Source organism: Streptomyces sp. NBC_01426 (genome assembly GCF_036231985.1).
Taxonomy (GTDB): domain Bacteria; phylum Actinomycetota; class Actinomycetes; order Streptomycetales; family Streptomycetaceae; genus Streptomyces.
This window is the reverse complement of the sequence record NZ_CP109500.1, coordinates 4,329,586-4,350,255: the sequence shown is the minus strand read 5'-3', so window position 1 is coordinate 4,350,255 and position 20,670 is coordinate 4,329,586. Positions and strand designations below refer to the sequence as shown.

Below are 20,670 nucleotides of genomic sequence, written 5' to 3'. Positions count from 1 at the left end.
GTTGCTCTGCGCAACGCGCGAAGGGTAGCAAGCCCTTGGAGGTTCGCATGGGCCATCGACTAGGCTCCGGCGGGGGTGATGAGTGGTGCGTTCGCTGCGCGCGACGGACTGTGCGGGGTTTCCGGAGTACGCCGGGCAGTACCGGCTCGAATCCGTACTCGGCTCCGGCGGCATGGGCGTCGTCCACCTGGCCACGTCCGGCGCGGGGCTGAAACTCGCCGTCAAGGTGGTGCACGCCCAGCACGCGGTGGATCCGGAGTTCCGGGCGCGGTTCCGGCAGGAGGTCGCGGCCGCGCGGCGGGTGAGCGGGGCGTTCACCGCCCCCGTCGTGGACGCCGATCCGGACGCCGAGCGCCCCTGGATGGCCACCTCCTTCATCGACGCCCCGACGCTGTCCGAGCGGGTACGCGAACGGGTGCTGGACCCGGTCGAGTTGGTGCGGCTCGCCGCCGGGCTGGCGGAGGCCCTGCGGGACATCCACCGGGCCGGGGTGGTGCACCGGGACCTGAAGCCCAGCAACGTGTTGATGGCTCCGGACGGGGTGCGCGTCATCGACTTCGGGATCTCGCGACCGGCCGACAGCGACCTGCGGACGGAGACCGGGAAGCTGATCGGGACGCCGCCGTTCATGGCGCCCGAGCAGTTCCAACGCCCCCGGGACGTGGGCACGGCCGCCGACGTCTTCGCGCTGGGCGCGGTGCTGGTGTACGCGGCGACGGGGCGCGGGCCGTTCGACTCCGACAGCCACTACCTGGTGGCGTACCAGGTCGTGCACAGCGAGCCCGACCTGACCGGGCTGCCGGCGCGGCTGGTGCCGCTCGTGGCCCGGTGCCTGTCGAAGGAGCCGGAGGAACGGCCGACCGCCGACGAACTGATCACCGAGATGCGGGCGCTGGCCTACCCGACCTCCGAGGACACCCAGTCCTTCGTCCCCCGGCCCCGGCGGCCCGAGCGGGTCGAGGTGGTCACGCACCGGCGGGAGCGCATCGGCACGGACCCCCCGGCCGACCCGCTCCCTCCCGGACGACGCCCGAGGCTCCGGACCCGGACGGCCTTGGCCGCGGGAGTGGCGCTCCTGGTCGGGGCGGGCGCGGTCGTCGGCCACCTGTACTCCGGGTCGGAGGGCGACGCGGCAGCCCGCGCGGCGGCGAGGAGTGCCGCCGCCTCGGAGGGGCGCCCCCCGGCCTTCGCCCCGTGGACCGCCTCGGTCGGTGAGCGGGGGGCGGGGCGGCGGACCGTGTCCTGCTCCGCGGACGCGGCGGCCCTGTACTGCTCGGGGCCCGGGGTCGCCGCGGCGAAGCTGGACCCGGCGAACGGATCGGTGCTGTGGTCCGTGCCGGGTTCCGCGTCGACGCGGTTGGCCGCGCGCGACAACACCCCTTCGCACGCGGGCGGGCTCGTCCTCGCGGTGGCGTCGGGCAGTGAGGTGCTGGAGGCCCTCGACCCCGCGAGCGGGACGCGGCGCTGGCGCCACGAGCTGCCGGACGGTGCGCGTGTCGTGCCGGTCGGGGCACGGGTGTTGATCGTCGCACCGAACGGGAACGTCGCGGCCCTGGACGCGGCGACCGGGGCCACCGGCTGGACGAAGCAGATCGGCGGTGTGGGTTCCGTCTGGACCGCCGGCCCGGGGCCTTCGGGGGAGCCGGTGTTGTACGTGTCGACGACGGACGGCGCGGGCGGTTCCACGCAGCTCTCCGAGGTGGACCCGGCGAGCGGATCGGTGCGCCGCCGGGTGCGCGTACCGGGAATGCTGCAACCCGTCGGCGTGGCGCGCGGGGGCCTGTACCTGCTGGACAACGACGTGCGGACCGCGACGGAGGCGGTCGTGCGGGTCGACCTGGACACGCACGCCGTGCACCGGGTGCGGCTGGCGAGGCCGCTGTACGAGACGCAGGCGACGGTGAGCCCGGAGGGCGTCGTGTACGTCTTCGGGACCGCGGGCGGGCTGGCGGCCGTGGGTCCGGTCAAGGAGGAGTGGCGGCTGGAGACGGGGGCGGCCGTCGCCTCGCGGCCGGTGTTCGCCGGCGGGCGGGTCTACCTGACGGCGGCCGACGGACGGCTGTTGGCCGTGGACGCTGCCGCCGGCCGGCCGGTCGGGCAGACGAAGCCGGGCGCGGGCGGCGGGCAGGGCACCTTCGCCGCCACCCTGCCCGCCCCGGTCGTCCGCGACGGCCGGGTGTACGCGTCGACACCCGACGGGACCGTCTTCGCCGTGGACGCGGCGAACCCCGCCGGGTGGTGACACGACCGGCGGGGTTCGGGGTGACTCTGCGGGCTCAGCCCAGGAGGGAGACGTCGCGGACCGCGCCCTTGTCGGCGCTGGTGGCCATGGCGGCGTAGGCGCGCAGGGCCGCGGAGACCTTGCGTTCGCGGTTCTTCGGGGCGTAGACGCCGCCGAGGGCCTCGCGGCGGGCGGCCAGGTCCTCGTCGGAGACCAGCAGCTCGATCGAGCGGTTCGGGATGTCGATGCGGATGCGGTCGCCGTCCTCGACGAGGGCGATCGTGCCGCCCGAGGCCGCCTCCGGGGAGGCGTGGCCGATGGAGAGGCCCGAGGTGCCGCCCGAGAAGCGGCCGTCCGTGACGAGGGCGCAGGCCTTGCCGAGGCCTCGGCCCTTGAGGAAGGACGTCGGGTACAGCATCTCCTGCATGCCGGGGCCGCCGCGCGGGCCCTCGTAGCGGATGACGACGACGTCGCCCTCCTTGATCTCCTTGCGGAGGATCTTGTCGACGGCCTCGTCCTGCGACTCGCAGACCACGGCCGGGCCCTCGAAGGTCCAGATCGACTCGTCCACGCCGGCGGTCTTCACGACGCAGCCGTCGACCGCGATGTTGCCGCGCAGGACGGCGAGGCCGCCGTCCTTGGAGTACGCGTGCTGGACGGAGCGGATGCAGCCGCCCTCGGCGTCGAGGTCGAGGGTGTCCCAGCGCTCGGACTGGGAGAAGGCGGTCGCGGAGCGCTTGCAGCCGGGGGCCGCGTGCCACAGCTCCATGGCGGTGTCGGACGCCGTGCCGGAGCGGGCGTCCCACTGCGCGAGCCAGTCCTCCAGGTTGTCGGAGTGCACGGAGGTGACGTCCTTGTTGAGGAGGCCGCCGCGGTGCAGTTCGCCGAGGATGGCGGGGATGCCGCCGGCCCGGTGGATGTCCTCCATGTAGTACGTGCCGCCGGGCGCCACGTTCGGCGCGACCTTGGACAGGCAGGGCACGCGCCGGGAGACGGCGTCGATGTCGGTGAGGTCGTACTCCAGGCCCGCCTCCTGCGCCGCCGCCAACAGGTGCAGGATCGTGTTGGTGGAGCCGCCCATCGCGATGTCGAGCGCCATGGCGTTCTCGAAGGCCTCGCGGGTGGCGATGTTGCGCGGCAGGACGGACTCGTCGCCGTCCTCGTAGTAGCGCTTGGTGATCTCGACGACCGTGCGGCCGGCGTCCTCGTACAGGGCGCGGCGGGCGGTGTGCGTGGCGAGGACCGAGCCGTTGCCCGGGAGGGCCAGGCCGATGGCCTCGGCGAGGCAGTTCATGGAGTTGGCGGTGAACATGCCCGAACAGGAGCCGCAGGTCGGACAGGCGTTCTCCTCGATCCGCAGCACGTCCTCGTCCGAGACGTTCTCGTTGGCGGCGTCGACCATGGCGTCGATCAGGTCGAGCTTGCGGACGGTGCCGTCGACGAGGATGGCCTGGCCGGCCTCCATCGGACCGCCGGAGACGAAGACGACCGGGATGTTGAGGCGCATGGCGGCCATCAGCATGCCGGGGGTGATCTTGTCGCAGTTGGAGATGCAGATCAGGGCGTCGGCGCAGTGCGCCTCGACCATGTACTCCACGCTGTCCGCGATCAGGTCGCGGGAGGGCAGGGAGTACAGCATGCCGCCGTGCCCCATGGCGATGCCGTCGTCGACCGCGATGGTGTTGAACTCGCGCGGGATCGCGCCCGCCTCGCGGATGGCGTCGGAGACGATCCGGCCGACCGGCGCCAGGTGGGTGTGCCCGGGGACGAACTCGGTGAAGGAGTTGGCCACCGCGATGATCGGCTTTCCGATGTCCGCGCTCGCTACGCCCGAGGCGCGCATCAGCGCACGTGCGCCTGCCATGTTGCGGCCGTGGGTGACGGTGCGGGACCTCAGCTCGGGCATCGGGTTCACTCCCCATGAGTGCGGCGGCGCCGGAGAGGCCTGCCGCGACTGTGGATATGGCTGTTTACGAGACTACGCCTCTCGCCCGCGATGCGGACACGGTGTCCGCATGCCGGGACGGCCGGCTCAGCTTTCGGTCACTGTTCGGTGAGGTAGCGCTGGAGGGTCGGCGCCACGAGGGCGACGATCTCCTCCGGGTCCGCGGACGCGAGGGGCTCGATCTGGACCACGTACCGCAGGATCGCGATGCCGATCATGTGCGAGGCCGCCAGCTCGGCGCGGAAGGTGGGGTCGGGCACGTCGAGGTCGGCGGCGACCCGCTCCAGGACCCGGCGCAGGATCAGCCGGCGCAGTACGGCGGCGGCGGCCTCGTGGGTGAGGGCGGAGCGGATCACGGCGAGGAGGGGGGCGCGGGTGGCCGGGTTCTCCCAGATGCCCAGGAAGTAGCGGGCCAGGCGCTCGCCGATGCCGTCCGGGCCGGAGCCGACGATCTGCGGGACGACCAGGGCCGGCTCCAGGCTGACCTCGATGGCGGCGGCGAACAGGTCGTCCTTGCTGCCGAAGTAGTGGTGCACCAGTGCCGGGTCCACGCCGGCGGCCTTCGCGATCCCGCGCACGGAGGTCTTGTCGTAGCCGCGTGCCGCGAACTCCGAACGGGCCGCGAGACGGATCCGCTCCTGCGTGCCGGGGCCGTCGTCGGCCTCGTCCTGGCGGGGGCGACCGGGGCCGCGGCGGGGCTTCCTGACCGGGTCCGTCATGGCCGGCGGGCCGGGCTGTCGCTGGTCGCGGCCGCGAGGTGCTGCCGCGTGAAGGCCAGGGCCTCGGCCAGGTCGGCCTCGCGCTCCGAGGAGGACATGGCCCGGCGGGTGTTGACCTCGATGACGACGTGACCGTCGAAGGAGGTACGGGCCAGGCCGCGCAGCAGTTCGGCGCAGGGCTGGGTGCCCCGGCCGGGGACGAGGTGCTCGTCCTTCGCGGAGCCGTTGCCGTCGGCGAGGTGGATGTGGGCGAGCCGGTCGCCCATCCGGTCGATCATCGCGTTGGCGTCGGTGCGGGCGGTCGCGGTGTGCGAGAGGTCCACCGTGAAGTGCCGGTAGTCGTCCTTGGTGACGTCCCACTCGGGCGCGTACGCGAGCATCTCGCGGTCGCGGTAGCGCCAGGGGTACATGTTCTCGACGGCGAACCGGACGTCGGTCTCGTCGGCCATGCGCCAGATGCCGGAGACGAAGTCGCGGGAGTACGCGCGCTGCCAGCGGAACGGCGGGTGCACGACCACCGTGCCCGCGCCCAGTCGCTCGGCCGCGGCCTGGGCGCGCCGCAGCTTCGTCCAGGGGTCGGTCGACCAGACGCGCTGGGTGATCAGGAGGCAGGGGGCGTGGATCGCGAGGACCGGGACCCCGTGGTGGTCGGAGAGCCGGCGCAGGGCGTCGATGTCCTGGCTGACCGGGTCCGTCCAGACCATGACCTCGACGCCGTCGTAGCCGAGGCGCGCGGCGATCTCGAAGGCGGTCGCCGTGGACTCCGGATAGACGGAGGCGGTGGAAAGGGCGACCTTGGGCCTTGGGGTCGGGGTCTGGGGGCGGGGTTCTGCCACGGGGACAGGTTACCGATGCCGGTGACCCGGCCGGGCGGGGTGGGGGGATCCGCCCGGTTCGGGCCCCCGGGGGCCCGGCCCGACGGGGCCGCGCACGGGCTCGGGCGGTGCCGGTCACCGGTCCGGACGGGAGAACCGGTCACCGGTCAGGACGGGAGGTGGTCCAGGCGGCGGAGGATGACGCCCTCCCGCAGGGCCCAGGGGCAGATCTCCAACTCCTCGACGCCGAGGAGGTCCATCGTGCCCTCCGCGACCAGCGCCCCGGCCAGGAGTTGTCCGGCGCGGCCCTCGGAGACGCCCGGGAGGGTGGAGCGCTGCGCGGTGGTCATCGCCGCCAGGCGCGGGACCCACTCCTCCAGGGACTTGCGGGTCAGGTCGCGCTGGACGTACAGCCCGTCGGCCGAGCGGGCCGCGCCCGCGATGCGGGCCAGCTGCCGGAAGGTCTTGGACGTCGCGACCACGTGGTCCGGCGCTCCGAAGCGGCTGAACACGCTCACCGAGCGGGCGATCTGGGCCCGCGCGTGCCGGCGCAGCGCCTTCACGTCGGCCGGGTCGGCGGGGTCGCCGGGGAGCCAGGCCGAGGTGAGGCGGCCGGCGCCCAGCGGGAGGGACACGGCCGCGTCGGGTTCCTCGTCGATGCCGAACGCGATCTCCAGCGAGCCGCCGCCGATGTCGAGGACCAGCAGCTTGCCCGCCGACCAGCCGAACCAGCGCCGGGCGGCGAGGAACGTCAGCCGCGCCTCGTCCTCGCCGCTGAGGATGGGCAGGTCGAGGCCGGTCTCGGCCTTCACCCGGGCCAGGACCTCGTCGGCGTTCGTGGCCTCGCGCACGGCGCTGGTCGCGAAGGGCAGCAGGTCCTCGCAGCCCTTGTCCTCGGCGGCCTGCACGGCGTCGCCGAGGACCGAGACGAGGCGCTCTATGCCCTCCGGGGTGACCGCGCCGTGCGCGTCGAGGAGTTCCGCCAGCCGCAGTTCCACCTTGTGCGAGTGGGCGGGCAGCGGGCGCGCGCCGGGGTGCGCGTCCACCACCAGCAGATGGATCGTGTTCGAACCCACGTCAAGGACACCGAGTCTCATACGGGGAAACGCTACTGGTCCTGTCGCGTGGGGGTGGAGTAAGGGGCGCTTAGGCTTGGGTTTGTGCCAAATACGAAGAAGGCCAACAAGTCCCGCCCCAAGTCGAAGAAGGCCAAGGGCGGCGAGTCCCCCGCGGTCTCCGGTGACGAGAAGGGCCTCGACTTTCCCCGGGCCTGGGTGGAGTTCCCCGACCCCGCCGACGACGAACAGATCTTCCGCTGCGACCTGACCTGGCTGACCTCGCGCTGGACGTGCATCTTCGGCAGCGGCTGCCAGGGCATCCAGGCGGGTCGGGCGGACGACGGCTGCTGCACCCTCGGCGCGCACTTCTCCGACGAGGACGACGAGAAGCGCGTCGCGGAGAACGTGGCCCGCCTCACGCCGGAGCTGTGGCAGTTCCACGACGTGGGCACCGAGTCCGGCTGGGTGCAGAAGGACGAGGACGGCGAGCGGCAGACCCGCCGCTGGGAGGGTTCGTGCATCTTCCAGAACCGGCCCGGCTTCGCCGCGGGCGCCGGTTGCTCGCTGCACATCCTGGCGCTGCGCGAGAAGCGCGAGCCGTTGGAGACCAAGCCCGACGTGTGCTGGCAGTTGCCGATCCGCCGGACGTACGAGTGGATCGACCGGCCCGACGACACGCGGGTCCTCCAGGTGTCGATCGGCGAGTACGACCGGCGCGGCTGGGGTCCGGGCGGTCACGACCTGCACTGGTGGTGCACGTCGGCCACGTCCGCGCACGGGGCCGGTGACCCGGTGTACGTGTCGTACCGCCCCGAGCTGACGGAGCTGATGGGCAAGGAGGGGTACGAGGCGCTCGTGGCGCTGTGCGAGGCGCGGTTGGCCTCGCTGCTGCCGATGGCCCCGCACCCCGCGGATCCGCCGAAGGCGTAGCACCGGCCGGCCGGCGGGCCGGGAAGGCGGTGGGTCGGAAGGCGGCGCGCTCTGCGCCCGGGGGGGCCGGCGGTCAGGAGGCCGGGGCCGGCGGGTCGGTGGGCGGCGTCGGGGAAACCGTTCCTTCTGACTCGGTCGGCGTCGGGGTCGGCGTGGGAGTCGGGGTCTCCGTGGGCGTCGGCGTGGGGGTGGGCGTCGGCGTCGGGGCCGGCGGCGTGGGAGTCGGGCTGGGGTGCGCCGGGGAGGCCGGCGGTCCCCCGGTCGGCGGCGCGGCGGGCCGGCCCCGGCCCTGGATGGCGACGACCGCGCCGGACGGGTCCACCCCGACCCGGGCGGACCAGGCGCCGACGGGCTGGGCGGCGGCGTCCACGGTGATCCGCAGGGTGACCGATTCTCCGGGGGCCAGGGTGCCCGCGGTCTGGCCGGCCCGCAGCCAGGGCGCGTCGGACCACAGACGCCAGTCCACGGGGGCGCCGCCGGACGCGCTGAGCGTGAGCAGGGTGGTGGAGCCGCGCGTCGTGGCGGACACGGTGAGCCGGCCGGGGGCTCCCGGGCGGTCCGATTCCGGGGAGGCCGGCGCGCCGGAGCTGATGACCTCGACGGAGACGTCGGGTGCGGCGGTACCGGGGGCGAAGCCCGGCCCGTCGCCGGTGTGGGCGGTGTTGCCGGTGTTCTCGTACGAGGCGAGCAGCCGCCCGCCGGCCGGGGGCGGCGGGATGTCGGACTCGCTGGCCGAGATGCGGGTGGCGCCGCCGCCGACGGGTTCGCCGGTGGTGGGCGCGCCCCGGTAGGCCGCCCAGAGGGCCAGTACGGGCGCGGCGACGACGGTGGCGACGACGGTCGTGGTGACGGCGCGGGCTCGGAACCGGTCGCGGCGGGCCGCGCGGTCCTTGGGGTCCATCGGGAAGCCGGTCCGGTCGAAGCGGGGGCCGGGGCCGCCGCCGCGCCGCCCGGAGCGCAGCATCGCCGCGCGGACGGCGGTGCGGGGCGCCGGTACGAGCGGGAGCGCGGCGGGGTGGATGCCGCCGGTGCCGGGCCAGGGGCCGCCGGCGCCGACGCGCTCGGCGGCGCGACGGCAGCGCGGGCAGTCGTCGACGTGGCGTACGAGTTCGGCGCGCAGCGGGGTGGAGAGGAGGACCCGGGGGTCCCCGTCGTCGCCGGTGAGCCGGGACACGGCCGGGCAGTTGCCGGTCTCGACGACGGCGAGCGCGGCGCGGGTGCGTTCCACCTCGCAGGCGGCGGCGGAGAGGAGTTCGCGGGCGGCGGCGGGCGGGGTCCCGAGGACGGAGGCGAGTTCGGGGACGCCGAGGCGGTGGCGGACGGCGAGTTCGAGGGCCTCCCGCTGCTCGGGCGTGGTGCCGGCGGCCTCGGGCCAGGCGAGGCGGGCCAGTTCGGTGCGGCGGTAGGCGGACACGTCGAGGGTTCCGGGCCCTCCCGGCGCACGCTCGGTGTCGGTGTGCTCCGGCGTACGACGGGCGCTGTGCGCCCCCTGTCGCGCGCGCCGCTGCTCGGCGAGCCGGCGCAGGCAGCCCCAGCGGGCGAGCGCGTACAGCCAGGCGCGGCGCTCGCCCTCGTCGGGGCAGCGGCCGGGGTGTCGTTCGGCTGCGGCCAGGGCGTCTCCGAGCACGTCGGTGGCGGTGTCGTGGTCGCAGAGCACCGAGAGGCAGTAGGTGAACAGGCCGTCGAGGTAGGGCTCGTGGCGGAACGGGGGAGGCTGTTCGCCGGCGCGTTCCTGTCCTCCGCGTCCCTCTGAAGGCGTGCGCCCGTGCGCCCGGTGTGCGCCGGTGCGCGATGAGGGGGGTCCCTGGTTGCTGCTGTTCACCTGGCGACCGTAGGCGGCGCGCCGGTGACGCCCCGGAAGCCTTCAGCAGTTTTAGCCCTTACGGGTGAACGGATCGGCCCCGTGCTGACAGCCGCCCTGACGCCGCGACCGACGAACCCGGACGAGGCGGACGGGGGGCGAGCGGGCGGGCGGGGGCGGGCGGGCGAGACCGGCGGAGGAGACGGGGCGGAGGAAGCGGGCGGCCTGAGCGGTCGCCGCGGGGGCGCGCGCGGCCGGGCCCCCGCCGAGGCTTCGCGGGGCACGACCGGCGGCGGTGTCGGTGGCGGCGGCTACGGTGGGCGCATGGCAGCCCGCACATCTCGTTCATCCGCCAAGGACCGGCCGTCCTACCGTTGTACCGAGTGCGGCTGGACGACCGCGAAATGGCTCGGGCGGTGTCCCGAGTGCCAGGCGTGGGGCACCGTCGAGGAAATGGGCGCTCCCGCCGTGCGGACCACCGCGGCGGGTCGGGTCTCGACCGCGGCCGTGCCGATCGGCCAGGTCGACGTCAGGACGGCGACCGCGCGCAGCACGGGCGTGAGCGAGCTGGACCGGGTCCTCGGCGGCGGTCTCGTGCCCGGTGCGGTCGTGTTGTTGGCGGGCGAGCCGGGCGTGGGCAAGTCGACGCTGCTGCTGGACGTCGCGGCCAAGGCGGCCGACGCCGACCACCGAACGCTGTACGTGACGGGCGAGGAGTCGGCGAGTCAGGTGCGCCTGCGGGCGGACCGGATCAAGGCGCTCAGCGACCACCTGTACCTGGCCGCGGAGACCGATCTGTCGGCCGTGCTCGGTCACCTCGACGCCGTGAAGCCCGCCCTGCTGATCCTGGACTCCGTACAGACCATCGCCTCGCCCGAGATCGACGGCGCGCCCGGCGGCATGGCCCAGGTCCGCGAGGTCGCGGGCGCGCTGATCCGGGCGTCCAAGGAACGCGGCATGTCCACGCTCCTCGTCGGCCACGTCACCAAGGACGGGGCGATCGCCGGCCCCCGGCTGCTGGAGCACCTGGTCGACGTCGTCCTGAGCTTCGAGGGCGACCGGCACGCGCGGCTGCGCCTGGTGCGCGGCGTGAAGAACCGGTACGGGACCACCGACGAGGTCGGCTGCTTCGAACTCCACGACGAGGGGATCACCGGGCTCGCCGACCCGAGCGGGTTGTTCCTGACCCGGCGCGCGGAGGCGGTCCCCGGGACCTGTCTGACGGTGACGCTGGAGGGCAAGCGGCCCCTGGTCGCCGAGGTGCAGGCGCTGACGGTGGACTCGCAGATCCCCTCGCCGCGCCGGACCACGTCGGGCCTGGAGACCTCCCGCGTCTCGATGATGCTGGCGGTGCTGGAGCAGCGCGGCCGGATCACCGCGCTGGGCAAGCGGGACATCTACAGCGCCACCGTGGGCGGGGTGAAGCTGACCGAGCCGGCCGCCGACCTGGCGATCGCGCTGGCGCTGGCCTCCGCCGCGAGCGACGTGCCCCTCCCGAAGAACCTCGTCGCCATCGGGGAGGTCGGTCTCGCGGGCGAGGTGCGCCGGGTGACGGGGGTCCAGCGGCGGCTCGCCGAGGCGCACCGGCTCGGCTTCACGCACGCGCTGGTGCCGAGCGACCCCGGCAAGGTGCCGGCGGGCATGAAGGTGATCGAGGTCGCGGACATGGGCGACGCGCTGCGGGTCCTGCCGCGCGGGCGCTCGCGGACCCCGGCCAAGGAGGGCGCGGCCGACCGGTCGTAGGCCGGTCCGGCCGCCGGGCGGGGGGCGGGCTTTGCCCGGTCGGGAGCGCGTGCGGGGGTTCGCCCCGTAGGGTCCGGGGACGAGGCGGGCCAAGGCTCGGCGGGCGCACAGACCGCGCCGGTAGACTTTGTGCTGGTCCGCCCGGCCGTACGCAGGCGGCGCAACCCGCGACCGGAGGAGTGCAGTGGCAGCCAAGGACGGGGCAGCAGCATCCGGGAAGTCGGGCGCGAGCTCCAGGCAAGAGGCCATGATGCGTGCCTCACTGAGCGCGGTCGCACCTGGTCAGCCCCTTCGGGACGGCCTGGAGAGAATCGTCCGGGGCAACACCGGTGGCCTGATCGTTCTCGGCATGGACAAGAACGTCGAGGCGATGTGCACCGGCGGTTTCGTGCTGGACGTGGAGTTCACCGCGACCCGGTTGCGCGAGCTGTGCAAGCTCGACGGGGCGCTCATCCTGGACAAGGACATCACCAAGATCCTGCGGGCCGGCGTGCAGCTGGTCCCGGACGCGTCCATCCACACGGAGGAGACGGGCACCCGCCACCGCACGGCCGACCGCGTCTCCAAGCAGTGCGGGTTCCCGGTGGTGTCGGTGTCGCAGTCGATGCGGCTGATCGCGTTGTACGTGGACGGTGAGAGGCGGGTCCTGGAGGAGTCCGGGGCGATCCTGTCGCGGGCGAACCAGGCGCTGGCCACGCTGGAGCGGTACAAGCTGCGGCTCGACGAGGTCGCGGGCACGCTGTCCGCGCTGGAGATCGAGGACCTGGTCACGGTCCGCGACGTGACGGCGGTCGCGCAGCGGCTGGAAATGGTCCGCCGGATCGCGACGGAGATCGCCGAGTACGTGGTCGAACTGGGCACGGACGGGCGACTGCTGTCCCTGCAACTGGACGAGCTGACGGTCGGCATCGAGCAGGAGCGGGAGCTGGTGATCCGGGACTACGTTCCGGAGCCCACGGCGAAGCGTTCCCGCACGGTGGACGAGGCGCTGCCGGCGCTGGACGCGCTCACGCATCCGGAACTGCTGGAGCTGGCGATCGTCGCGAAGGCCCTGGGGTACACGGGGTCGCCGGAGACGCTGGACTCGGCGGTGTCCCCGCGGGGCTACCGGTTGCTGGCGAAGGTGCCGCGGCTGCCCGGGGCGATCATCGAGCGGCTGGTGGAGCACTTCGGCGGACTGCAGAAGCTGCTCGCCGCGAGTGTGGACGACCTGCAGACGGTGGACGGCGTGGGCGAGGCCCGGGCGCGGAGCGTCCGCGAGGGCCTGTCGCGACTGGCGGAGTCCTCGATCCTGGAGCGGTACGTCTAGTGCCGTTCGGATCGTGTCGGTCCGGCCGCCGGGTGTCCGAACGGCGACCGGACCGGCGCGTCAGTCCTGCTTGAGGACGAACGAGGTACGGGCCACCGGCAGGCCGGGGGACTTGACCTCGACCACGTAGGTGTCCGCGGTCGCGGCTCCCGCGGGCGGCGTCTGGCACTGGTCCGCGGCGCTGAACCGGCGGTCCCATTCCAGGGTCGGCGCCTTGATCTCGCTCTGCGCGGCCAGCCGGAAGAAGACGTTGCCCGCGCCGGTCGGGCAATCCGTCGAGGACCAGACGGCCTTGGGGTTGCTCGCCTGAGTGATCGTCAGGACCGCTTGCTTCGGGCCGAGGTCGACCTTGCAGGTGGTGCCGGAGACGTTGCGGGCGATCAGTTCGAGACGGGGTTTCTCGTTCGCCTCGTACTCGTTCTTCTCGCTCTTGACCTCCCACTGCACCGCGGATGGCGCGCACGTCGGCAGGGGCGAGTCGGCCGGGACCTGGCTCGCGCCGCCGCCCGGGGCGGAGTTGCCGGAGCCGCCGCCCGCGCCGCCGCTCGGCTCGCCGTTCTTGCCGGCGCCCGCCGTGCCCGCGTCGGAACCGGAACCGGAGCCTGAGCCGGCGGACCCGGTCCCAGACTCGGCGCGCCCGCCCGGGGCCTGACTGATCGCCGGCCCGGAGCCGGAGGGGCCGGGGGTGATCGGCGCGACGGGATCTCGCCCGCCTTCGCCCTTGCCGTTCGTACTGGACTTCACCCCACCGGAGCTGACGGTCCATACGGCGAGGAGCGCGAGGAGCGCGAAGACGGACGCCAGCACAGCCCTCCGTCGCCAGTAGATGGAGGAGGGGAGCGGCCCGACCGGATTGCGCAGAGATCCCACGAGCGGAACCTTACGAGAGTTCGCGCCGCGATCAGTGCCCCACATGCCGGGCGGCGGGCTTGATTTGCCGATGATCATCCTGCGGGACCAGTCCGAACCGATCGGAACCGGCCAGGGTGCTGACACGACCGCGACATCTCATTGAGTACGGTCTGTGATCATGGACAGCTCCGACCTCTACAGAGACATCACCGACTTCGCCCACACCACGCCCCCCTGGGTGCGGTCGGCGTCCGAGGCCTGGACGGAGTACGGACTGTTCGCGTTCGGTCTGCTCTTCATAGCCGTCTGGTGGCGTGCCCGCGGGCAGGCCGCCCCCCGCGCGATGGCGCTCGCGGTCCTCGCGCCGCTCGCCACCGCGGTCGCGTACGTCGCCTCCGAGCTGGTGAAGTCGACCGTCGACGAGGACCGGCCCTGTCGGACGGTGGCCGGGGCGGCCGCGTCGCTGATCCCGTGCCCGGAGTACGGCGACTGGTCCTTCCCCAGCAACCACTCCTCCATCGCGGGCGCCGCCGCCGTCGCGCTGGCCCTGGCCGTCGGCCGGCTGGCGCTGTTGACCGTGCCGCTCGCCCTGTTGATGGCCTTCTCCCGGGTGTTCGTCGGCGTGCACTTCCCGCACGACGTGGCGCTGGGCCTGCTGCTCGGCGGATCGCTGGCCGCCCTGTTCGTGCTCGCCCTCGCCGGTGCGATCAGTAGGATCACCGCCACCATGCGGGCCAGTGGCATCCGGCCCGTGCTGTGGTTCACCGGTCCGGGCCCCGCGCGGTAGGGACGAAACGTGCCAGGATGCCGTCTGCCATGACTGCATCCACCACTCCTTCCCCCGACGTCTCCCACGCACTGCACTCCCCCGTGATCGCGTGGTTCGACGAGCATGCCCGCGACCTGCCCTGGCGCCGCCCCGAGGCCGGCCCCTGGGGCGTGATGGTCAGCGAGTTCATGCTCCAGCAGACCCCCGTCAACCGGGTCCTGCCGGTGTACGAGCAGTGGCTCGCCCGCTGGCCGCGACCCGCCGACCTGGCCGCCGAGGCGCCCGGCGAGGCCGTGCGCGCCTGGGGCCGCCTCGGCTACCCCCGCCGGGCCCTGCGCCTGCACGGGGCGGCCGTCGCGATAACGGAACGCCACGGGGGCGACGTGCCGCGGGATCACGCGCAGCTGCTCGCCCTGCCCGGGATCGGCGAGTACACGGCCGCCGCGGTGGCCTCCTTCGCGTACGGGCAGCGCCACGCGGTGCTGGACACCAACGTCCGTCGGGTCTTCGCCCGCGCCGCCGGCGGGGTCGAGTACCCGCCGAACGCGACCACGGCCGCCGAGCGGCGCCTCGCGCGGGCCCTGCTGCCGCCGGACGAGGAGACGGCGGCCCGCTGGGCGGCGGCCTCGATGGAGCTGGGCGCGCTGGTGTGCACGGCCAAGAGTCCGGACTGCGCGCGCTGCCCGGTCGCCGGGCTGTGCGCGTGGCGCCTCGCGGGGAAGCCGGCACACGACGGGCCGCCGCGCCGCGGGCAGACGTACGCCGGTACCGACCGTCAGGTGCGGGGCAAGTTGCTCGCCGTCCTGCGGGAGGCGGTCGGCGCGGTTCCGCAGGCGGTGCTGGACACGGTCTGGGACGAGCCGGTGCAGCGGGCCCGCGCGCTGGACGGTCTGGTGTCCGACGGTCTGGTCGAGCCGCTCCCCCAGGGGATGTACCGACTTCCGCAGGGGCCGGCCCGCACCTGATCCGATCCGTTGATCCACTGCGCGGGGGGCCCGGCTCGAAGCTGACTCGAAGATTCCGCTTGGCGCCGGGAAACCGCAGCTCAAAGACGCTGTTACACAATCTACGGGTGTCCGTGCGTCCACCGAAGGCTGACCCGCACAGTGCCGTGACAACGCCTCCGTACCTTCGAATCCGTAAGACAGCGGTGGCGGGTTGGGACGGAACGGAGGCGGTCTGAGATGGCGCACGGCGAGGTACTCGAATTCGAGGAGTACGTACGCACCCGGCAGGACGCGCTGCTGCGCAGTGCCCGGCGCCTGGTCCCGGACCCCACGGACGCCCAGGACCTCCTCCAGACGGCCCTCGTCCGCACCTACGGCCGCTGGGACGGCATCGCCGACAAGTCCCTGGCCGACGCCTACCTCCGCCGCGTCATGATCAACACGCGGACCGAGTGGTGGCGGGCCCGCAAGCTCGACGAGGTGCCCACCGAGCAGCTCCCGGACGCCTCCGTCGAGGACGGCTCCGACCAGCGCGCCGACCGCGCCCTCCTCATGGACATCCTCAAGGTTCTGGCGCCCAAGCAGCGGAGCGTCGTGGTGCTGCGACACTGGGAGCAGATGAGCACCGAGGAAACGGCCGCGGCGCTCGGCATGTCGGCGGGAACCGTGAAGAGCACCCTGCACCGCGCATTGGCCCGACTCCGGCAGGAGCTGGAGAGCCGGGACCTCGACATGCGCGCGCTGGAACGCGGTGACCACACCATCCGGTACGAGGGGCGGGAGCGGTGCGCGGCCTGAACGGCCCAGGCTTGAGCGGCAGAAAGTCGCTGGTGTTGGTGTCGGCGGGGACGGTCGTCCTCGCCGGCACAGCGCTGTTCGCCGTCGGTTGTGCCACCGGTGGCACGGGCCTGCGCGACGGCGGTCCGGCCCGCACCGAATCCGTGGCGAAGACCGGTGCCCCGGTCGGCCCGGCCCCCTCCGGCGGGGACCACGCACCGGCGACCTCGGACACCCCCTCGGGCAAGCCGACCAAGGTGGACCCGGTCGCGCTGTTGAAGGCGGACCCGAAGGTCAGCCCGGAGATCAAGCGTGACCTGAAGCCCTGCACGGGCCGGGAGTACCCGGTCGACGTGAGCTACGGGAAGGTCACCGGCAGCCCCGCCGTGGACATCGTCGTCAACGTGCTCTCCTGCGCCGACGCCCTGGGGCGCGGCTCGTACGTGTACCGGGCGGACAACGGCAAGTACGAGAATGTCTTCTCGGACGAACAACCGCCCGTCTACGCGGAGATCGACCGGGGGGACCTGGTGGTCACCAAGCCGGTGTACGGCAAGAGCGACACGCTCTCGTACCCGTCCGGTGAGGACGTGATCACCTACCGCTGGAGCGGCGAGAGGTTCACCGAGCAGGACCGTGTCCACACGGACTACAGCAACGTGGTCGACGGCGGCGGCCAGCCCGCCCCGGCCATCTCAGCGAAGAACTGAAGCGAGGCTCCGGATGGCCGAGACCCATGTGCTGTTCGTGGAGGACGACGACGTCATCCGCGAGGCCACGACCCTGGCGCTGGAGCGCGACGGGTTCGTGGTGACCGCCATGCCCGACGGACTGTCGGGCCTGGAGTCCTTCCGGGCCGACCGCCCCGACATCGCGCTGCTCGACGTCATGGTGCCCGGGATGGACGGCGTCAGCCTGTGCCGGCGCATCCGTGACGAGTCCACCGTGCCGGTGATCATGCTGTCGGCGCGTGCCGACTCCATCGACGTCGTACTGGGCCTGGAGGCGGGTGCCGACGACTACGTCACCAAGCCCTTCGACGGGTCGGTCCTCGTCGCCCGGATCCGCGCCGTGCTGCGCCGTTTCGGCCACGCGGGCGGCCCGAACGGCGGCGCGTCGGACGACGACGACGCCGACGAGCGCGGGGTGCTGGCCTTCGGCGACCTGGAGGTCGACACCGAGGGCATGGAGGTGCGCAAGGCGGGTGCCCCGGTGGGTCTGACGCCGACCGAGATGCGGCTGCTGCTGGAGTTCTCCTCGGCGCCCGGCACCGTGCTGTCGCGCGACCGGCTGCTGGAACGGGTCTGGGACTACGACTGGGGCGGCGACACCCGGGTCGTGGACGTCCACGTCCAACGGCTGCGCACCAAGATCGGACAGGACCGGATCGAGACGGTCCGAGGCTTCGGATACAAGCTGAAGGCATGAGGCGGTTCACACTCCGTACCGGGATCCGCTGGAAGATCACCCTCGCCATCGCCGCCGTCGGCGCGCTGACGGCGGTGGCGTTGAGTCTGGTGGTGCACAGTGCTGCCCGCGTGTCGATGCTGGAGAGCGCTCGCGAATCCCAGCTGGAGCGGGTCCAGTTCCTCGCCCGCAGCGTGGACGCCGGTCGCAAGCCGATGATGGGCGCCAAGCTCAACGACCCCGAGTTGCCGATCGAACTGAGGCAGAAGGTCCAGTCCGGACGACGCGGCACCTTCATTCAGGAGAACACCCGGCGCGTCCCCGAGGTGTGGGCGGCCGTACCGCTCGGCAACGGACAGGTGCTCTCCCTGCACCTGCCGTTCAAGGAGAGCGCCAACATGGTGCGCGACCTGGACCGGGCCCTGATCGTCGGCTCCCTCGCCGTGGTGGTGGGCGGTTCGGCGCTCGGGGTGCTCATCGGCGGGCAGATCTCGCGCCGGCTGCGCAAGGCGGCCACCGCCGCGCAGCGGGTGGCGCACGGCGATCCCGAGGTCCGGGTGCGCGACGCGGTGGGCGGAGTCGTACGCGACGAGACGGATGACCTGGCGCGGGCCGTGGACGCCATGGCGGACGCGCTCCAGCAGCGGCTGGAGGCCGAGCGGCGGGTGACGGCGGACATCGCGCACGAGCTGAGGACCCCGGTGACGGGCCTGCTCACGGCGGCGGAACTGCTGCCCCCGGGACGGCCGACCGAGCTGGTGCGCGACCGGGCGCAGGCGATGCGCGCGCTGGTCGAGGACGTGTTGGAGGTGGCCCGGCTGGACAGCGCCTCGGAGCGGGCCGAGTTGCAGGACGTGGCGCTCGGGGAGTTCGTCAGCCGCCGGGTGGCGTCGCTGATGCCGGACGCGTCCGTACGCGTCGTCGCGGACGAGATCGTGAGCACCGACCCGCGCCGGCTGGAACGGATCCTGGGCAACCTGCTGGCGAACGCCGCGCGGTACGGGCGGTCGCCGATCCAGGTCGACGTCGAGGGCCGCGTCGTACGGGTCCGCGACCACGGACCGGGCTTCCCCGAGGCCCTGTTGCGCGAGGGGCCGAGCCGCTTCCGGACCGGGTCCACGGACCGGGCCGGGGTGGGCCACGGGCTGGGCCTGACCATCGCGGAGGGTCAGGCGCGGGTGCTGGGCGCCCGGCTGACGTTCCGTAACGTGGCCGCGCCGGGCGGCGCGGACAGGCAGGGTTCGGCGGCCGGGGCGGTGGCGGTGCTGTGGCTGCCGGAGCACGCGCCGACGGCGACGGGGAGCTTCCCGATCCTCAAGCCCCAGAGCTGAGTCGGGTGTCGTCGCGACCCGGGGCACGAGGGGCCGGCGGCGGCGCCGACCGGCGATCGCGACCGTATCGGGACCCTCGGCCGTTCGCTCCGCCGGGCTGATGTTCTAGCATCCGTGGCATGACCGACGGTACGAACCCCCCGAACAATCCGCAGCCCGAGCAGCCCGCCCCGGGGAGCGGTGGCTACGGGTTCCCGCCGGGAGCGCCCGCGTCCGGTGGCTACGGATTCCCGCCCGGGCCCCCCGCGTCGGGTGGCTTCGGCCCCCCGCCGGGAGCGGACCAGGACGGCGGGTACGGCTACCCGCGGCAGCCCGGACCGCAGCAGGCGAATCCGTACCGGGAGGATCCCGGGATGCCGGGACCGTACGAGGCGCCCCCCGCGTCGTGGCAGCAGGGCGGGGCGTTCCCGGGCCCGGCGTCGGAGCCCGAGCCGTTCCGGCAGCGGTCGGACCAGCCGGACTGGGACGCGCTCGCCGATCGTTCGGCGTCGGAGCGGCGCAGGAAGCGGGTGTGGGTGGTCGTCGGCACGGTGACCGTGCTGGCGCTGCTCGCCGGTGGTGGAACGTTCCTGCTGCTGGGTGGCGGCGACGGGAAGGCCGACGACAAGCCGACGGCGTCCGCCTCGGACTCGCCCGCGCCCTCGCAGAGCGGGGTCAAGAACCCGATCGATCTGACGCCCACGGTCGCGGGTGACCCGACGACCGTGCGGGACCAGATCGGCAAGGCGAACCTGAAGATGGGGCCCGAGGCCGCAGTCTTCCCGATCGACAAGCGGCACGAGATCCGCACGAAGGGCAACGCGAACTCGTTCGCCGAGTCGCAGCAGCGCGTCGTGGACCCGTCGAAGAGCTTCACGGTCTCGGCGCGGCTCTGGAACCGCTCCCCCAAGGGACAGCAGATCGCGGTGAGCCAGGGCAACGAGAAGTCGTTCTCGTTCGAACTGGGTCTGGACGAGGTGAACGGCAAGCCGTCCTGGATCTTCCGGGTGCAGACCGGCACGCCGGGCGCGAACGCCAGCACGACGACGGTCACGGGCACGAGCTCGAAGATGGAGAAGACCTTCTCGGAGCTGACGGGCACCTACGACGCGGAGAAGAAGGTGATCGCCCTGTACGTGAACGGCAAGCGGACGGGCGAGGCCCCGGTTCCCGCGGACATCTTCCCCGCCCCGGGCCCGCTGCAACTGGCCCGTTCACGCCACCAGGATCAGTGGGTGTCGCCCTGGCAGGGGGCCATGGACAGCCTGCGGGTCTACGACGCGGCGCTTCCGCAGGAGCGGATCGACGCCCTCAAGCCGGGCAAGCTCGACCCGATGGTCACGCCGACCGGGTCGTGGCTGCTGTTCTGAGCCTTCGCGAGCCGCCCGGTACGGCGGGGGGTCGGACGCCGGTCGCCCGGCGTCGTCGGTGTGTCAGACGGTGACGCCGACCTGACGCAGGAAGCTCACCGGGTTGATGGCCGAGCCGTAGTTCGGGGTGGTGCGGATCTCGAAGTGCAGGTGCGGACCGCTGGAGTTGCCGGTGTTGCCGGACAGGGCGATCTGCTGGGCGGCCGAGACCTTCTGGCCGATCTTGACCTGGATCCGCGAGAGGTGCGCGTACTGGGAGTACTTGTTGTTCGCGTGCTTGATCACGACGGCGTTGCCGTACGCGGGACCGTCGCCACCACCGTTGGGGCCGGCCTTGACGACCACACCGGAGCTCGCGGCACGGACCTTGGTGCCGACGGGAACGGCGAAGTCCTGACCGGAGTGCTTGTGCGACCACATGTTGCCGCCCTTGCCGTAGGTCGCGGACAGGGTGTAGCCGGAGACCGGCTTCTTCCAGGAACCGGCCGACTTCGCGGCGGCGGCCGGCTTGGCCGCGGCGGCCTGGGCCTTGGCCTGGGCGGCGACGAGGCCGGGGGTGCCGTTCAGAGCGGTCTGCGCCTCGCCGGCGAAAGCGGCGGTCGTTCCGGCACCGAGGGCCAGTGCGGCACCGAGGCCGGTGGCGGCGAGGGCGATACGGGTACGACGGGTGCTGACGCGCTTCGCGGACATGTGTGGA

The 20,670-nt window shown here is 73.3% G+C and carries 18 protein-coding genes; 11 read left to right on the top strand and 7 right to left on the bottom strand.

Annotated features, from left to right (window positions below; all coding sequences use genetic code 11):
* Positions 1-85 precede the first annotated feature (85 nt).
* Positions 86-2,242, top strand: coding sequence for a serine/threonine-protein kinase (locus OG906_RS19320; RefSeq protein WP_329444437.1), 2,157 nt, complete (start codon positions 86-88; stop codon positions 2,240-2,242).
* Between the two features lie 34 nt (positions 2,243-2,276).
* On the opposite strand, the gene ilvD is transcribed toward OG906_RS19320, so the two are convergent.
* The 4 genes from ilvD to OG906_RS19300 all read right to left on the bottom strand — a co-directional run bounded on the left by ilvD (position 2,277) and on the right by OG906_RS19300 (position 6,797).
* Positions 2,277-4,127 (bottom strand): dihydroxy-acid dehydratase, encoded by a 1,851-nt coding sequence (ilvD, locus tag OG906_RS19315; RefSeq protein WP_267829785.1) that lies wholly within the window; start codon positions 4,125-4,127, stop codon positions 2,277-2,279.
* A gap of 137 nt (positions 4,128-4,264) precedes the next feature.
* Positions 4,265-4,885, bottom strand: a complete 621-nt coding sequence (locus OG906_RS19310; RefSeq protein WP_329444434.1) for a TetR/AcrR family transcriptional regulator — start codon at positions 4,883-4,885, stop codon at positions 4,265-4,267.
* Positions 4,882-5,721, bottom strand: a complete 840-nt coding sequence (locus OG906_RS19305) for a sugar phosphate isomerase/epimerase family protein (RefSeq protein ID WP_329444432.1) — start codon at positions 5,719-5,721, stop codon at positions 4,882-4,884. The genes OG906_RS19310 and OG906_RS19305 overlap by 4 nt, the downstream gene beginning before the upstream one ends.
* A 146-nt stretch (positions 5,722-5,867) precedes the next feature.
* Positions 5,868-6,797, bottom strand: a complete 930-nt coding sequence (locus tag OG906_RS19300) for a Ppx/GppA phosphatase family protein (RefSeq protein WP_329444430.1) — start codon at positions 6,795-6,797, stop codon at positions 5,868-5,870.
* Between the two features lie 63 nt (positions 6,798-6,860).
* On the opposite strand from OG906_RS19300, the gene OG906_RS19295 reads away from it, so the two are divergent.
* A complete protein-coding gene (locus OG906_RS19295; protein WP_329444428.1) occupies positions 6,861-7,688 on the top strand; it encodes a hypothetical protein in 828 nt (275 codons plus the stop codon).
* A gap of 73 nt (positions 7,689-7,761) precedes the next feature.
* Here OG906_RS19295 and OG906_RS19290 read toward each other — a convergent pair whose 3' ends face one another.
* Positions 7,762-9,510 (bottom strand): BACON domain-containing protein, encoded by a 1,749-nt coding sequence (locus tag OG906_RS19290; protein WP_329444426.1) that lies wholly within the window; start codon positions 9,508-9,510, stop codon positions 7,762-7,764.
* Between the two features lie 303 nt (positions 9,511-9,813).
* On the opposite strand from OG906_RS19290, the gene radA reads away from it, so the two are divergent.
* Together radA and disA are read left to right on the top strand one after the other, a co-directional pair.
* Positions 9,814-11,232 carry a DNA repair protein RadA gene (gene radA / locus OG906_RS19285; RefSeq protein ID WP_267801316.1) on the top strand — a complete coding sequence of 473 codons (1,419 nt, stop codon included), beginning with the start codon at positions 9,814-9,816 and terminating at the stop codon, positions 11,230-11,232.
* 184 nt (positions 11,233-11,416) lie between these two features.
* The gene (disA, locus tag OG906_RS19280) at positions 11,417-12,541 is read left to right on the top strand and encodes a DNA integrity scanning diadenylate cyclase DisA (RefSeq protein WP_053678377.1); all 1,125 of its coding nucleotides are present in this window, start codon (positions 11,417-11,419) and stop codon (positions 12,539-12,541) included.
* 60 nt (positions 12,542-12,601) lie between these two features.
* On the opposite strand, the gene OG906_RS19275 is transcribed toward disA, so the two are convergent.
* Complete coding sequence (locus tag OG906_RS19275; RefSeq protein WP_329444423.1) at positions 12,602-13,411, bottom strand: hypothetical protein; 810 nt, start codon at positions 13,409-13,411, stop codon at positions 12,602-12,604.
* A gap of 160 nt (positions 13,412-13,571) precedes the next feature.
* Between OG906_RS19275 and OG906_RS19270 the strand changes: the two genes are divergently transcribed.
* From OG906_RS19270 to OG906_RS19240, 7 genes are all read left to right on the top strand, one after another.
* Complete coding sequence (locus OG906_RS19270; protein WP_267801314.1) at positions 13,572-14,180, top strand: phosphatase PAP2 family protein; 609 nt, start codon at positions 13,572-13,574, stop codon at positions 14,178-14,180.
* Between the two features lie 29 nt (positions 14,181-14,209).
* Positions 14,210-15,127, top strand: a complete 918-nt coding sequence (locus OG906_RS19265) for an A/G-specific adenine glycosylase (protein WP_329444421.1) — start codon at positions 14,210-14,212, stop codon at positions 15,125-15,127.
* A gap of 219 nt (positions 15,128-15,346) precedes the next feature.
* Entirely contained in the window at positions 15,347-15,907 is a 561-nt protein-coding gene (locus OG906_RS19260; protein ID WP_053678383.1) for a SigE family RNA polymerase sigma factor, read from the top strand.
* Positions 15,908-15,918: 11 nt separating this feature from the next.
* The gene (locus OG906_RS19255) at positions 15,919-16,596 is read left to right on the top strand and encodes a hypothetical protein (protein ID WP_402307732.1); all 678 of its coding nucleotides are present in this window, start codon (positions 15,919-15,921) and stop codon (positions 16,594-16,596) included.
* 13 nt (positions 16,597-16,609) lie between these two features.
* Positions 16,610-17,314: a two-component system response regulator CseB gene (cseB, locus tag OG906_RS19250; RefSeq protein WP_267801312.1), complete on the top strand. Its 705-nt coding sequence runs from the start codon at positions 16,610-16,612 to the stop codon at positions 17,312-17,314.
* A complete protein-coding gene (gene cseC / locus OG906_RS19245) occupies positions 17,311-18,624 on the top strand; it encodes a two-component system sensor histidine kinase CseC (RefSeq protein ID WP_267801311.1) in 1,314 nt (437 codons plus the stop codon). Before cseB ends, cseC begins: the two co-directional genes overlap by 4 nt.
* A gap of 119 nt (positions 18,625-18,743) precedes the next feature.
* The gene (locus tag OG906_RS19240; RefSeq protein WP_329444417.1) at positions 18,744-19,973 is read left to right on the top strand and encodes a LamG domain-containing protein; all 1,230 of its coding nucleotides are present in this window, start codon (positions 18,744-18,746) and stop codon (positions 19,971-19,973) included.
* A gap of 63 nt (positions 19,974-20,036) precedes the next feature.
* Here the strand turns inward: OG906_RS19240 and OG906_RS19235 are convergent, their stop codons facing one another.
* Complete coding sequence (locus OG906_RS19235; protein ID WP_267801309.1) at positions 20,037-20,663, bottom strand: M23 family metallopeptidase; 627 nt, start codon at positions 20,661-20,663, stop codon at positions 20,037-20,039.
* Positions 20,664-20,670: the final 7 nt, after the last annotated feature.

Excerpts from the sequence above, each read along its gene's own strand:
- OG906_RS19300 (WP_329444430.1), bottom strand. The coding sequence starts at position 6,797 with ATGAGACTCGGTGTCCTTGACGTGGGTTCGAACACGATCCATCTGCTG.
- OG906_RS19235 (WP_267801309.1), bottom strand. The coding sequence starts at position 20,663 with ATGTCCGCGAAGCGCGTCAGCACCCGTCGTACCCGTATCGCCCTCGCC.
- OG906_RS19265 (WP_329444421.1), top strand. The coding sequence starts at position 14,210 with ATGACTGCATCCACCACTCCTTCCCCCGACGTCTCCCACGCACTGCAC.
- radA (WP_267801316.1), top strand. The coding sequence starts at position 9,814 with ATGGCAGCCCGCACATCTCGTTCATCCGCCAAGGACCGGCCGTCCTAC.
- OG906_RS19270 (WP_267801314.1), top strand. The coding sequence starts at position 13,572 with ATGGACAGCTCCGACCTCTACAGAGACATCACCGACTTCGCCCACACC.
- cseC (WP_267801311.1), top strand. The coding sequence starts at position 17,311 with ATGAGGCGGTTCACACTCCGTACCGGGATCCGCTGGAAGATCACCCTC.
- ilvD (WP_267829785.1), bottom strand. The coding sequence starts at position 4,127 with ATGCCCGAGCTGAGGTCCCGCACCGTCACCCACGGCCGCAACATGGCA.
- cseB (WP_267801312.1), top strand. The coding sequence starts at position 16,610 with ATGGCCGAGACCCATGTGCTGTTCGTGGAGGACGACGACGTCATCCGC.
- OG906_RS19310 (WP_329444434.1), bottom strand. The coding sequence starts at position 4,885 with ATGACGGACCCGGTCAGGAAGCCCCGCCGCGGCCCCGGTCGCCCCCGC.
- OG906_RS19240 (WP_329444417.1), top strand. The coding sequence starts at position 18,744 with ATGACCGACGGTACGAACCCCCCGAACAATCCGCAGCCCGAGCAGCCC.
- OG906_RS19260 (WP_053678383.1), top strand. The coding sequence starts at position 15,347 with ATGGCGCACGGCGAGGTACTCGAATTCGAGGAGTACGTACGCACCCGG.